Source organism: Enterococcus sp. RTP21361st1_A6_RTP21361_211029 (assembly GCF_040910045.1).
In the GTDB taxonomy this organism is placed as follows: Bacteria; Bacillota; Bacilli; order Lactobacillales; family Enterococcaceae; genus Enterococcus_D; species Enterococcus_D gallinarum.
This window is the reverse complement of sequence record NZ_JBDGBK010000006.1, coordinates 47,255-61,438: the sequence shown is the minus strand read 5'-3', so window position 1 is coordinate 61,438 and position 14,184 is coordinate 47,255. Positions and strand designations below refer to the sequence as shown.

Genomic DNA, 14,184 nt, shown 5'->3' with positions numbered 1-14,184 from the left:
CCTTATTATAAACGAAGAGAGACTTTTTTTGCCATTTTTTGGTTTATTTTCATATAAAAAACGTACCAACTCGGTGTCAATCACTGCGAGTCGTTACGTTAGTGAAGCTCTTTTCACTAACTTTTATCAGAACAGGAACCTGATAAAAACCAATGAAAAATGACTTAAGAACAATATATCACTCCCATGACATGATTGCAAGGGTAAATAACAAAAAAGTTCAAAAATTTTTCAAGAAACTTTCGCGACTAACAACTCAATATCGACTGTTATTTCGTGTAACGGGTTTTCCCGAACTTTTGCTATTTGCTCCTTTGACGCACCCCACTCCAATGGCGACATCGCCAACAAGTCCAGTCGCCGGTCTTCTGGGATTGAGAATGGATAACAAATCCGTTCTCGGCTCGCTTGCGGATATTTTGCAAAAAATTTATCAACGACACGTTCATTAGAATAGACTTGTTTTGCAGAATCATCTGGATAAAAAGCTTGCCGCAGCTCTTTAAGGTAGCTTGCTGCTGGCACAACTTTGATCACTTGTCCGCCCGGCTTCAAGATGCGGTCGAATTCCTGATAATTGGAAGGCGAAAATAAATTCAAAATCGTATCAAAACTAGCGGGGGCAAAAGGAAGATTCGTGAGATCTGCGACACACCAAAAGGCAGAAGCAGCATGATTGGTTGCCAAATAGATGCCTTCCTTGGCAATGTCAAATCCTACTGCCGTTTTTTCTTGTCCGGCTAATAATTGGGCAAGAAAGCTGCCTTCCCCACAACCAATATCTAAAATGTTTTCGGATTGTTCAATCTGGTGGGAGATGCCCTCTAAGACTGGACGATACATCCCACTTTGGATCATCCGACTTCGAGGAACAAACATTCCTTGATCATACTCCGTTTTCACAGGATGATCCAAAAAAAATAAAGTACCCTTTTTTGAAAGATCAAAACGATGACGATTCAGACAAATCAGTCCACTCTCATTGGCAAAGACCTGCTGATGACACAATGGACACTCAAATAAGTCGCTATGGGCCTCAAGAAAAAGTCGCCCACGATCGATTTTTTTTAACATATCAAATCCCTCTTCTCTTTCTTACTTTAGCATAGACTTATGGTAAAATGCTAGTATAGAATAACAGCTGAAAAACGGAGGGAAACAGATGTTAAAAGAATTTTGTGCCGAAAATTATACGAAGATCCCATTAGCGATCGGCCGAGGAGCAAAACGGATCGAGTTATGCGACAATTTGGCTGTCGGCGGGACCACACCTAGCACGGGTGTGATTGAAGAAGCACTGAGTTACGCTGGTGAAAAAAGTGTACCGATCATGACAATGATTCGACCAAGAGGCGGTGATTTTGTTTATAATGACATCGAGTTAAAAATCATGCACACCGATTTGATCGAAGCCAAGAAATTAGGAACTGATGGTGTGGTCTTTGGCTGTCTGACACCGAACGGCTGGCTCGATGAGGAAGCACTGGAACTTCTGATTGATACAGCTGAAGGATTACAGATCACTTTTCACATGGCATTTGATGCCATTCCGGAATCTCGCCAATTTGAAGCCATTGATTGGCTTGCTGATCACGGCGTCCACCGCATCCTCACACATGGCGGGCCAGCAGGAACAGCTATCGAAGAGAACTTAGAACGGTTAAAAGCATTGATCGACTATGCAGGAGACCGCTTGATTATTTTACCAGGTGCAGGTATTTCATACAAGAATGCCCAGTCAATTGCCGATCAGCTTGGTGTCTCTGAACTCCACGGAACGAAAATCGTTGATTTGACAGATCATTAAGCAAAAAAGACATTCGCTGATAAACGAATGTCTTTTTTTGCGCAAAGCCTACTACCATTTATCATATCGCCTGCAACAAATCGTACTGTGATTGGTACAAGTGATGATAGAGCCCTTTTAAGGCCATCAGCTGGTCGTGATTGCCCGATTCAGCAATTTTTCCCCCAGCGACATAAAAAATACAGTCGGAATTTTTGATCGTTGACAGGCGATGGGCAATAATGAAGGACGTCCTGCCTTCCAGAAGTTTTAAAAGCCCTTCTTGCAGCAGCTCTTCAGTCTTTGTATCAATACTTGAAGTTGCTTCGTCTAGAATCAATATCTTTGGATCTGCCAGTAATGCTCGGGCAAAGGAAATTAACTGGCGTTGCCCTGCGGATAACGTACTTCCTCGCTCTTCAACAACTGTGTGGTAACCATCTTTCAACTCCTTGATAAACTCGTGGGCTCGAACGATTTTTGCAGCTTCGATGATTTCTTCTTCGGTTGCTGCCAGATTTCCATAACGAATATTTTCCATGATCGTCCCCGAGAAAATAAAAGTATCCTGCAGCATGACACCCATTTGTGAGCGCAATGATTCCAAGGTCACATCCCGAACGTCATAACCGTCAACTTTGACACTGCCTTCATTCACATCATAAAACCGACTCAACAAGTTGATGATCGTCGTTTTACCTGCGCCGGTAGGACCAACTAACGCAATACTTTCTCCTGCCTGAATCTGGAAGTTAACATCAGACAAGATATTTTTGCCTTCTTCGTAACGGAAAGTCACATGATCGAAAGCCACTTCCCCTTTGATGCTCGGCAATTCTATCGCATCAGCTTTATCTTCAATATCCGGTACTTCATCCATCGTCTCAAAGATCCGTTCAAGGTACGCCGTTGCCGTGATCAGTGAATTATAAAAATTTCCGATATTGATTACTGGATTCCAAAAATTATTGATGTAACTAATAAAAGCAATCAACGTGCCAGTACTGACATCAACACCGATTTGACGAATACCAACAAAGTAAATCAGACAAGTAGTGATCACAGAGATGTTTTGCACCCCTGGCCACATCAAAAATTGGACTCTGACAGCTTTCATCCAAGATGTACGGTAATCATTGCTGACTTCTTCAAAAATTTGGGCATTTTCTTCTTCACGGGCGAAGGATTGAGTGATCTTGATACCAGCGATACTTTCGTGAATATACGCATTTAGATTCGACTGTTTGTTGCTTAAAACTTGATAAGCTTTGCGCTGTTTATTTTTAATCACCATGACCATCACGAACAAGATCGGTAAGAGTGCCAATGAATACAATGTCAGTTTGACGTCGATGACTAACATGAAAATCAGTGTGATCACTACATTGAAAACATCGGAGATCAGATTGATCAGTCCATTGCTTAATAGATCGCTCAGTGTATTGATATAGTTGACCACACGGATCAAAATCTTTCCATGAGGCCGCGTATCAAAATAGGAAAAAGGCAAGCGCTGTAAATGTTCAAAGATATCGTAACGCATGTCTTTCAAGACGTCTTGGCCAATATTCGTAATATGATAAATCCGGTAACGCATGCACAGTCCAATGATCAGCAGTGTCACAACAAACGCAGCACCGATCAAAAACAGCTGCATTTTATTCTGGTCAGGAATAGCTGAATCGATCGCAATTTTTGTAAATACCGGAGCAAGCATTCCCGCCAAATTGGCTAAGATGATCGTAAAGAGAACTTTACCGATACTCGCTTTATAAGGGACGACATAGCGAGCCAATCGTTTAAAGTCTTTCCAACTGAACTCCTGTTCCAGTTCTTCATCCACATCAAATTTATTGCGCGCCATTGTCGTCACCTCCAGTCAATCCCAATTGTTTTTGGTATACCTCGAAGTATCTGCCTTTTTTGGCAACTAGTTCTTCGTGGGTTCCCTGCTCGATCACGCGTCCTTTTTCCATCATCAGAATTTGATCTGCTTCACGGACAGAAGAGATCCGATGAGCAATGATGAAAGTCGTTTTTTCTCCAGTTAGTTTGGTTAGCTCTTGTTGGATCTTGGATTCTGTCTCCATGTCAACCGCTGAAGTGGTATCATCAAGAATCAAGATCGATGGATCTTTCGCCAAAGCCCGTGCCAATGAAATACGTTGTTTTTGGCCACCGGATAAGCCTACTCCCCGCTCACCGACGATAGTTTCATAACCTTGAGGCATTCGGGAAATAAAGGTGTCGGCATCCGCTACCACCGCCATTTGCCGGATAAAGTTTTCGTCTGCCAACGGATTTCCAAAAGCGATATTGTCAGAGATCGTGTTAGAAAACAAGAATACATCTTGCATGACCATTGAAATGTTCTCCCGCATTTGGCGGACCGGATATTCTTTCGCATTTTTGCCATCAATCAGCACTTCACCCTCAGTAGGATCATAAAACCGGCCTACAAGATTGACCAATGTTGTTTTACCAGAGCCGGTTTCACCTAAAATCCCTAACGTTTGCCCAGGTCCGATTTTAAAGCTAACATCTTCCAAAACATTTTGATCCGGATCATCGGAAAAATGAAAGGAAACATGTTTAAATTCCACAAAGCCTTTGATTGGTTCCAAGGCTTTCTTTTCATGGACAGGAATTTTCGACTCTTGTGCGAGCATTTGACGAATCTTGATACAGGCGGCAGAAAAACGTTGAACATCATTGATCAGCCAGCCACTCATTCGCATCGGGTTATTCAACATCCATAGGTACCCGTTGAATGCCACTAGATCACCTAATGTCATGTCTCCATTGATCACAAAGATTCCTCCTAAGACCAAAGCAATGACATTCAAACTTCCGGCTAATCCATCCAACCAAGGCAAATAGGTTCGGGATACTTCGGCAGAAGCCATGTTGCGGGTCTTGAAATCTTGGTTGTACGCTTTAAACTTGTCGATCTCATAATTTTCTCTGGCAAATGCTTTGACGACGCGATTACCACCAATATTTTCTTCTACCATCGAATTCAACCGAGAAAAGCTTTCCCGAATCTCAAAGAACAATGGATGAGCTTTTTTTGACATTTGATTCGTTAATAGAAAGATGATTGGCGTCACAGCGACTAAAGCAAGCATCAATTTCCAGTCAATAAAACTCATGACCACTACGGCTGAGAAAAACCACAAAAAACATTCGGCTATATTATAGGTCACCCAAGAAACAAAGTGTCGAATAGCATCGGTATCCCCTGTCATACGCGCCATAATATCCCCAACTCGCGTATGATTAAAGAAGTCAAAATCCAGTTCTTGCAGTTTGTGATACAAATCTTCTCGTAAATGATAGAGCGTGTTTTGTCCAACTCGTTCAAATAATAGTTGATACGCATAGCGGACAATGGTTCGGATCACTGTCGTTGCGATCATAATCAGTAATAATGGAATCAATAAGTGCGTTTGCTGCTGATTGATCACATCATCGATCACCATTCCCCCTAGATATGGATTGACGACGATCAACGCAGCATTAATAAGTAAAAACAGGATTGCTAAAATGATTCGGCCACGATTTTTTTTCGCATATCGCCAGATCCATTGTGTGTTACTCATCTAATTCCCCCTCTCGTTGTTAAGCTTAGCGATTTACTAGGCGATTAAAATGGTTTTTCTTACTCATTTTGATGTAAAATATTACTAAGAAGCCGTCGACCTGAAATTACCAGGTTCTGACACCATTGGAGTGATAAATGAATGAATCTAGTAAATCCCAGAACCTTTAATCCCGAAATTATCTACTTGTTTGATCCTTGGACACAGTCTGAAAGTCATGGAGAAATGCATCACCATGATTTCTTGGAAATCAGTATCGTTTTAGAAGGAGAAAGCAATTATTATTTTGAAGAGGCGCCAGCTACTAAAATCAAGGCAGGCAGTATCATGTTGTTTAACCCTGGTGTCAATCATTGTGAGTTTCAGGAGTCAGGGACTTGTTCCCACCAACTGCATATTGGCTTAAAGAATATTTCTTTAGAAGGATTCAAACGCAACTTTTTCCCCAACAAGCAACCGTTACTGGATTTAGGAAAATACCACCACCAAGTTTTAGATAAAGCGTGGCAGCTCGTTCGGGAGAGTAATGAGGAGCAAGATGAATTCCAATTAATGCAAAAAGCATTGATCATCGAGATGCTGGTCTATATATTAAGAGGCTTAAACGACAAACGTCTGAATGTGGTTCCCTATCTCACGAAAAGCCAACGCCGCCACCAACAAATCGTTAACTACACCATCTACTTTTTAGAGAACCACTATAAAGAAGAAATCACTTTAGAAAAGCTCGCACAAGATCAGTTTCTCAGTCCAACCTATCTTTCAAAAGTTTTTAAAGAGGCTACTGGAGTCAGCCCAATCAATTATTTAATCGAGATCCGGCTAAAACGTGCGAGAGATATGCTGACAAACGAGAAACTCACGATCAAAGAAGTCGCTTCTGCTGTTGGTTATCAAGACGCGTATCACTTTAGCAAGTCTTTTAAAAAACTTTTTGGCGTTTCTCCTTCGTCAGTCATTCCCAAGTTGCAAAAATAAATTTACCATCATGGTCCCATCATCGATACGAATAAGACAAAAAAGCGAGGCGTCTCTTATAGAAAAGAGGCGCTTCGCTTTTGATGAATGGATCTACTTTGATTGAAAGGAATACCTAGTTTTTTCAACGAATAAAATAGTTCATAAATAAGCTAGCAATGTTGAAATAAATCAAGACACTAGTCAAATCACTAAGTGTCGTAATGAATGGACCACTGGCAACGGCTGGATCAAAGCCTAATTTATCCATTAACATTGGAATCAGACTTCCTGCGAGATTCGCTACCGTAATGGCACACATCATCGCCATTCCAATAACAAAACCTAAGATCGGGTTTTGTTTCCAGACAGCCACGATCGCAAAAATCGTTAAACCGGTGACAGCACCAGTCACTAACCCTGTGAGGACTTCACCGATCACCGTTCGCATAAAGCTTTTTTCTTTATCATCTGAGATGGCCAAACGGCGGACCGCAACCGCTAAAGATTGCGTACCGGCATTTCCTGCTGTACCAGTGATCAATGAAATAAAAACGGCTAAAATACTTGCTTCACTTACAAGCTCTTCATAATGACTGATCAAGCTTGCTGTTGCCATCCCCAAGAAAAGCAATGTGATCAGCCATGGCAAGCGTCGTGAAGAGGCTTTGAGGGGATTTTCACTGACTTCTTCCACGTTGACCCCGGCTAATCCGGAATAGTCACTGGCAGCTTCATCATCGATTACGTCAATGATGTCATCGACAGTTACGATCCCTAATAAATGGTCATCGTAATCTGTAACTGGCAAAGCTAGAAAGTCATAATCCCGAAATGTCTGAGCTACATCTTCCTGATCATCCCCCACATGCACGGACATGACCCGTTCATTCAAAATATCTGCAATCATCGTATCCTCATCATTGATGATCAAATCCCGCAAAGAGATTACTCCGACCAGTTTGTTGTCCGTATCGACGACATAAATATAGTAAATCGTTTCGGCGACATCTGCTGCATTTTTTAGGACATACATTGCGGATCGTACCGTTTGATTGGCCACGATCGAAACAAACTCTGTCGTCATCAATGAACCAGCTGTCTCATCTTCATAATGCAGGAGCTCTTTGATTTCACTAGCATCTTCTGCCGGCATCAAACTCAAATATTTTGCTACTTGCTTCTTATCTAACGTATTCAGAAGATCGACGGCATTGTCGGTATACATCTCTGCTAGCATGTCAGCCGCATAGCCGGGACGCATTTCCGAAAGATACTCTGTCATATGTTCATCATCTTCTTCGATCACGTCAAACATATCCGCCAACTCTTTGGGTGAAAGGTACGTATAAACGATTTGGCGCTGCGACTCATCGAGAGATTGGTAGAATTGTCCCTGCTCATAAATATGCAGATCCAAAAACACTTCACGAAATTTTTGGATATCTGTTTCATTCAACGCCTGAGTTAGCTGCTCAAAGCGCTCATTAAGTTCTTGATTTTCATCCAATCTCTTCACCTCTTTTATTCACTCATTGCTTGTTTGATTGATGCCATATCTGCCGGCAAGTCTGCTTTAAAATGCAGCGATTTGCCGCTGAAAGGATGGGTAAAAGCCAATTCGCAACAATGAAGGGCCTGACGATCAATGCCAAGATCCATCGCACCGCCATAAAGTTCATCTCCCAGTAATGGACAATGGATGGCAGCAAAATGAACGCGAATCTGATGGGTACGACCGGTATGAAGAAGAATCGTAACCACAGCAACTTGCTGATCCTTTTTCGTCAACCAATATTCCGTACGTGCGGATTTCCCTTCCAAACTTGTTTTTCGTTTTAATAATGAACTGAGATCTCGTGCAATCGGATAAGTGATTTCTCCGTGAGAAGCCAATTCTTGAATCTGTCCCGCAACGATTGCTTGATATTTTTTTATCAATTGCTTTTGCCGCAGCTGAACATCTAACTTCGCATGGGCAAAGCCATGCTTGGCAAACAACATCAATCCAGATGTATCCCGATCTAAGCGAGTGACCACATGAATGACCTGATCTTGATAACCTTGCTGTTTATAATAAGCTTTGACACGATTAGCCATCGTCCCATTAGGATGATATTGAGCCGGGATCGAGGCAATGCCTGCTGGTTTGTTTACAATCAAAAGATGCTGGTCTTCATAAACGATCTCGATTGGCGTCTCATCTAATAAGACCGTTTCATGTTCACCTTCGTCTGGGATCACAATGGTTACCGTATCATTTTGCACCAAAGAATACAAGACATTTTGTCTTTGGTCATTAACAAAAATCTTGCCTCCTTGAAACTTGATTTTTGCCAACAATCCTTTAGAAATCCCTTGCTCTTTCAAAAAGTATTTTAACTGTTGCGGCTCTTGCCGCTCATAATGATAAGTAAATTCCATAACTGTTAAATTTCTCCAATAAACGCATCTTTGACACGGTTCCAAAAGTGCATATGCCGATAGGAGGCAAAGTGGATCCGTTCGTCTGCAATACGATAATAAATCGCATCGATTTCTTCCTGTTCAATCGTAAATTGATCAATGGTCACTAGATAGTCCGTACTAGCTTGTAGTTTGACTTTGACCCACTCATGATCTCCGACAATGATCGGTGACCCTAACGTTCGGAAAACACGATTGTTTAAAGAAGCGATTTCTGCTAGTTGAAAAGCATTGATACTTGGATGCAATACTGCCCCTCCCACGCTTTTGTTATAAGCTGTTGAGCCTGTAGGTGTCGAAATCGATAAGCCATCTCCACGAAATTTCTCAAAAAGATCTTCTTTGATTGAAATATCAGCTACCATTGTCCGATTTCCCCGCTTGATCGTTGATTCATTCAATGCAAGAAAATGTTTGTCTGATTTCCCATTGGTATAAGTGATGCGGACATCAAGCAAAGGATAGCTCACACTCTTTTGACGATCATTGCACAACGTATCGACCAATTCTTCCAATTCATAGTCTCGCCAGTCGGTATAAAACCCAAGATGTCCTGTATGGACCCCCAAAAAACGAACCTCTGCTAAGCGATGACTGAACAAGTGAAACGCAGACAACAGTGTCCCGTCTCCGCCCACTGAAATAACCAATTCTGGGTTCTCTTGGTCAATCGTATTGTCAGACTGGGCCAACAATTCTGTTAATCGCTTTGTGACAAGCATCGACTTTTCTTCTTGATTGTTGATAATTGCTACTTTGATCCCTGTCATACTTCATCCCCCTGCCGCTGTTCCTTATGATTGCCTTTCCCATGTGAAAACAGCCGTTGCGCTTCTTGGATTTCTTCGCGAATATTCGACATCTCCTCATCTAATTGGTAGGCAGCTTCTGCAGACCGACGCAGGCGCTCGCTGATTTCATCTGGAAATTCTCCTTGATATTTATAATTCAGTGAATGCTCGATCGTTGCCCAGAAGTTCATCGCTAATGTACGAATCTGGATCTCTGCTAAAATGATCTTTTCACCATCGATCAATTGGACAGGATACTCGATCACTAAATGATAGGAACGATAACCGCTCGCTTTTTTATTTGTAATATAATCTCTTTCAATAATTACCTTCATATCATGTCGGGTGCGCAAAAGATCAACTACTTGATGGATGTCTTCAACAAACTGACACATGATCCTCAAGCCGGCAATATCTGACATTTCTTCTTCTAAACGATCCAAAGGGATTCCCCGCAATTTGCTTTTAGTTAAAATACTATCGACTGGTTTTACACGACCCGTGACAAATTCGATCGGCACGTGTTTATTTTGTTCTCGATATTGTTTGCGGATTCCCCGCAACTTTACTTTTAGTTCTGAGACGGCTTGTTCATATGGTGCCAAAAAATCTTCCCAATCTCGAATCATTTCTATCCCTCGATTCTTTTCATAACATACGGTTCTATTTTACCACAATCTTAAAGGAAAACAGAATGTTCAATCGGTGCCACCTGCAAGAAAAATAACAGAGCTCTTTTTTGCTTCAACTCTTCCAAGGGTTTTCATTTGACATATTGCCCGTCGTTATGTAAACTTGATGGACTGTAAGGAAAGAGGAAAACAATGACACATCAAGTAGAAATCGAATTTAAAACATTGTTGACTCGTGAAGAATATCAGAGAGTCTTTGCCTTCTATCAGCTTGATCGCTCCGCCTTTCATACCCAAACAAATCTTTATTTTGATACATTGGATCATCAATTAAAACAAAAAAAGTTTGGTTTGCGGATTCGGACGACGGAAGATAAAGCAGAATTAACGCTTAAATCACCTCTTAAAGAAGGGTTATTGGAAACGACCGATATCCTTTCGTTAGATGAAGCAGCTGATTTGCGTGAGAATCAAAGAATCCTATTTACCGGTGCGGTTGCCGATCGCTTGATCCAAGAGCAAATTGATCCGGCAGCTGTGAAACCTTTTGCTGAGTTGACGACTCGTCGAGCAGAATTCAGCGTAACAGAAGGTTTACTTGCTTTAGATGAAAGCTGGTATGGCCAATCCCATGACTATGAGCTCGAACTGGAAGTCTCAGAGGCTTCTTCAGGAAAACGAGCATTTTTGTCTTTGCTTGATCGCCTGCATATCAGTTATCGTCCAGCAAAAAATAAAATTATTCGTGCCTTAGAAGAGAAGTTGTCAAAAAAAGAGTATGAATAGTTCTCATTAGGCATTTCTCATTTATAATAATTTCTGTTATATTTAATATATACAAAAGAAAAAGAATCTTAATTGGGGAGAGATTCAGATGATCGAGATTTATTTGTTTGTGAATCCGATAGGTCCAATTTGTTATCAATCCGAGTTGACCTTGTTGGACGCACTGAGTGATCAAAGAAAAAAAATACAATTGCATATATTACCAATCATGAATTTACACACTGTGGGGATTTCAATGGATTACCTTTCAATGGATCGATCCGATCTAGGATTGCGTAATCAACAAACCAGTCAAATCTATCAGGCTTCATTGGACTACAAAGCAGCTCAGCTTCAAGGTCGAAAAATCGCCCGCGACTTTTTACTTAAACTTCAATGTCAAGTAGGCGTAAATAAAGAACCTTATTCCTTCGAATTAGTCAAACAGATTTTCGCTGAAACAAACGGCGATCTTGACATGTTTTTAGAAGATCGCAAGTCTGATTTGATCAAGCAGAATTTCGCATCCGACCAAAGTGTTGCTCGCGAAATGGGCATTACGATGTCTCCTTCGGCTGTAGTGTATAATTTCGGTTGTGAACGAGATTATGGTGTCTTATTAGAAGGAATGGAAGCTCTTAGAAATATTCCACACCTTTGCCGAACAGATCAGGAAAACTATCGTTTATTCTATCAAAAGAAAGATATCAGGGATGCTGATGTTCCTCGTATCGACTCGTTGAATCGACGACTTGTCTTGCTTTAAACAATCAATAAAACATCCAAACGCTGATCGAGTCACCCTCGTTTTGGTGGTCTCCTATTAATAAGAGACCGTCAAAGGGTGGATCCACCGTTTGGATGTTTTTTCTATTCAGTCCTATCAGAATTTTTCTTTGAAGGATCTTTTTTATATGTAGGGTCTTGATCCGGCAATTCGGTCTGCTCTAATTCGGTCTGCTTCTCTTTGTGGGCAGATACAGCTTCTTTCGTGACAACTTCCCGTTTTTTCTTGCTATTATCCAAGCGACGGGCAAAAATTTCTTCCTTGTCCATTCCAAAGGCCCCCTTTCCTCTTTCATTTCTATCGTAACATGGAAATACTTTTGCTTCTTGCAATTTGCTTACTCATAAAAAAAGATTTTCTCACTTTAAAGTTTAAATTGAGGTTTCTGTTGACAAGCAAATCCTTCCTATACTTACTTTTTTTCTAGGCGTCACCGTCAAAATAAGGCAATCAACCTGTTGCTTAAAAAAGCCACTGACGATCGATCAACGATCCTTCAGTGGCTAAGACAGTCTTGCTTATACTTCTAATTCCTTGACTAATGCTTCCAATTCATCCAACCGTTGTTCAAAGACTTTCATCGCGTCTTTGATATAATCTGCTTTAGTCATATCAACTCCAGCTTTTTTCATCACTTCAATTGGATAATCGCTGTTGCCTGCTTTTAGATAGGTCAAATATTTCGTTAAGGCATCAGGCTCTCCTGTTAAAATTTTCTTAGCTAGTGCAGAAGCTGCCGAAAAGCCTGTTGCGTATTGATAGACATAGTAATTGTAGTAAAAATGCGGGATACGTGACCACTCTAGACTGATCTCAGGATCTTTTTCTACAGAAGGACCGTAGTATTTAGCATTCAGCTCACCATAGCTGTCACTCAAAAATTCACTAGTCAATGGCGTTCCTTTGGCATCTTCTACGTGCATAAAGTGTTCAAACTCAGCAAATTGTGTCTGACGGAAAATCGTTCCTTTAAATCCATCCAGAAAATGATTCAAGACATAGGCTTTTACGCGAGGATCAGTTTCAGTTTGCAACATGTATTCTGTCAAGATGTTCTCGTTAGTTGTTGAAGCAATTTCCGCCAAGAAAATAGAATAATCGCCATAAACATAAGGTTGATTGTTGCGAGTAAAATAACTGTGAACACTGTGACCCATCTCATGCACCAATGTGAACAATTGATCCAAACGATCATTCCAGTTCATCAAAATATAGGGTAATGTGTCGTACGCGCCAGATGAATAGGCGCCACTGCGTTTGCCTTTATTTTCGACAACATCGATCCAGCGATTTTCAAACGCTTCGTTTACCACGGCTAAATATTCTTCACCTAGAGGTTTTAAAGCATCTTTGGCTTTTGCGACAGCTTCTTCATAGCTATAGCGAATCGGAGCTTCCCCTAGAATTGGTGTATAGACATCATACATATGCAAAGTATCAACAGCCAATAAGCGTTTTCTTAACTCCATGTAACGATGCAGCAGCGGCAAATGTTCATTCACGACAGCTACCAAGGTGTCATAGACACTTTCCGGGATGTGGTTGGCACTTAATGCAGCTTGTCGAGCAGACTCATAGTGGCGTGCTTTAGCTTTAAAGTTATGGGCTTTGATATTGGTACTTAATGTTTGGGCAAATGTATTACGGAACTGCTCATAGACACCATACAACCCTTTAAAGGCAGCTTCCCGTACGGAACGGTCGGTATTTTCCATCAATTGACCATAAACACCATGAGATAATTGAACTTTCTCTCCATTCTCGTCTTCAACGATCGGAAATTCTAAATCGGCATTGTTTAATACTGAAAAAATATTTCCAGAAGCGCCGAATATTTCTCCTGCACCTGCTAGTAAAGCTTCTTGTTCAGCCGGCAAAACATGGGGACGGTTATTGACAGTTTTTTCAATAAGATGGCGGTAAATGGCCAATTCCGGCTCTTGGTCGAAATAACCCCAAATAGTTGCATCATCCATTGAAAGCAATTCAGGATCAAACCAGGCAATCGCCTCACTTACTTGAGCAACAAGGTTGCTGGCTTTTGCATAAAGCCCTTGATAGGTTGTGTTGGCTGTATCTTGATCATTTTTCAGATGACTGTATACATAGAGTTTTTCCAGTTTACGGGAGATCGCTAACACATATTCTAATGCTTCCTTGAAAGCTGCTGGTCCTTGTGATAATGTCCCTTTGAAATCATCAGCCTGCTTCAACTCAGCCACGATCTCTTGGAACGCTTCTTCAAATGCCCCATCATCGGCATAGATCTTTGTAAGGTCCCATGTTAATGCTTCCGGTAGATCCGCACGATCTGGTAATTGTTTTGTTTCTGACATATTCTTCACTCCTTTACATACTAAAATAATCTTAACATACTTTTGGTGGGAACCGAGCTAAG

General features: G+C 41.2%; 13 protein-coding genes. 4 read left to right on the top strand and 9 right to left on the bottom strand.

The annotated features are described in order from the left end of the window. Window positions 1–231 precede the first annotated feature (231 nt). On the bottom strand, window positions 232–1,074 hold the full coding sequence (locus AB5Z52_RS02095) for a methyltransferase domain-containing protein (protein WP_003127046.1): 843 nt from the start codon (window positions 1,072–1,074) through the stop codon (window positions 232–234). An 88-nt stretch (window positions 1,075–1,162) separates the two neighbouring features. On the opposite strand from AB5Z52_RS02095, the gene AB5Z52_RS02090 reads away from it, so the two are divergent. Continuing rightward, window positions 1,163–1,807 (top strand): copper homeostasis protein CutC, encoded by a 645-nt coding sequence (locus AB5Z52_RS02090; protein ID WP_003127045.1) that lies wholly within the window; start codon window positions 1,163–1,165, stop codon window positions 1,805–1,807. Between the two features lie 61 nt (window positions 1,808–1,868). Here the strand turns inward: AB5Z52_RS02090 and AB5Z52_RS02085 are convergent, their stop codons facing one another. Further along, window positions 1,869–3,650 carry an ABC transporter ATP-binding protein gene (locus tag AB5Z52_RS02085; protein WP_159151175.1) on the bottom strand — a complete coding sequence of 594 codons (1,782 nt, stop codon included), beginning with the start codon at window positions 3,648–3,650 and terminating at the stop codon, window positions 1,869–1,871. After that, window positions 3,637–5,388 carry an ABC transporter ATP-binding protein gene (locus AB5Z52_RS02080; RefSeq protein WP_003127043.1) on the bottom strand — a complete coding sequence of 584 codons (1,752 nt, stop codon included), beginning with the start codon at window positions 5,386–5,388 and terminating at the stop codon, window positions 3,637–3,639. The genes AB5Z52_RS02085 and AB5Z52_RS02080 overlap by 14 nt, the downstream gene beginning before the upstream one ends. Before the next feature lie 141 nt (window positions 5,389–5,529). Between AB5Z52_RS02080 and AB5Z52_RS02075 the strand changes: the two genes are divergently transcribed. After that, on the top strand, window positions 5,530–6,366 hold the full coding sequence (locus AB5Z52_RS02075) for an AraC family transcriptional regulator (RefSeq protein WP_003127042.1): 837 nt from the start codon (window positions 5,530–5,532) through the stop codon (window positions 6,364–6,366). 124 nt (window positions 6,367–6,490) lie between these two features. On the opposite strand, the gene mgtE is transcribed toward AB5Z52_RS02075, so the two are convergent. The 4 genes from mgtE to AB5Z52_RS02055 are packed head-to-tail and all read right to left on the bottom strand — an operon-like array spanning window position 6,491 to window position 10,231. After that, window positions 6,491–7,855, bottom strand: coding sequence for a magnesium transporter (gene mgtE, locus AB5Z52_RS02070; protein WP_003127041.1), 1,365 nt, complete (start codon window positions 7,853–7,855; stop codon window positions 6,491–6,493). A 14-nt stretch (window positions 7,856–7,869) separates the two neighbouring features. Then, window positions 7,870–8,769 (bottom strand): RluA family pseudouridine synthase, encoded by a 900-nt coding sequence (locus tag AB5Z52_RS02065; RefSeq protein ID WP_003127040.1) that lies wholly within the window; start codon window positions 8,767–8,769, stop codon window positions 7,870–7,872. A gap of 5 nt (window positions 8,770–8,774) precedes the next feature. Then, a complete protein-coding gene (locus AB5Z52_RS02060; RefSeq protein ID WP_029486937.1) occupies window positions 8,775–9,572 on the bottom strand; it encodes an NAD kinase in 798 nt (265 codons plus the stop codon). A gap of 5 nt (window positions 9,573–9,577) precedes the next feature. Further along, on the bottom strand, window positions 9,578–10,231 hold the full coding sequence (locus AB5Z52_RS02055; RefSeq protein WP_003127038.1) for a GTP pyrophosphokinase family protein: 654 nt from the start codon (window positions 10,229–10,231) through the stop codon (window positions 9,578–9,580). A 195-nt stretch (window positions 10,232–10,426) separates the two neighbouring features. Here AB5Z52_RS02055 and AB5Z52_RS02050 point away from each other — a divergent pair, with 195 nt between their 5' ends. Together AB5Z52_RS02050 and AB5Z52_RS02045 are read left to right on the top strand one after the other, a co-directional pair. Continuing rightward, window positions 10,427–11,020 (top strand): CYTH domain-containing protein, encoded by a 594-nt coding sequence (locus AB5Z52_RS02050; RefSeq protein ID WP_003127037.1) that lies wholly within the window; start codon window positions 10,427–10,429, stop codon window positions 11,018–11,020. An 88-nt stretch (window positions 11,021–11,108) separates the two neighbouring features. Further along, window positions 11,109–11,765: a DsbA family protein gene (locus AB5Z52_RS02045; protein ID WP_003127036.1), complete on the top strand. Its 657-nt coding sequence runs from the start codon at window positions 11,109–11,111 to the stop codon at window positions 11,763–11,765. Between the two features lie 104 nt (window positions 11,766–11,869). Here AB5Z52_RS02045 and AB5Z52_RS02040 read toward each other — a convergent pair whose 3' ends face one another. Both AB5Z52_RS02040 and pepF read right to left on the bottom strand, forming a co-directional pair. Beyond that, on the bottom strand, window positions 11,870–12,055 hold the full coding sequence (locus tag AB5Z52_RS02040) for a hypothetical protein (protein WP_288551410.1): 186 nt from the start codon (window positions 12,053–12,055) through the stop codon (window positions 11,870–11,872). A gap of 249 nt (window positions 12,056–12,304) precedes the next feature. Then, window positions 12,305–14,122 carry an oligoendopeptidase F gene (gene pepF, locus AB5Z52_RS02035; protein WP_288551411.1) on the bottom strand — a complete coding sequence of 606 codons (1,818 nt, stop codon included), beginning with the start codon at window positions 14,120–14,122 and terminating at the stop codon, window positions 12,305–12,307. Between the last annotated feature and the right edge of the window lie 62 nt (window positions 14,123–14,184).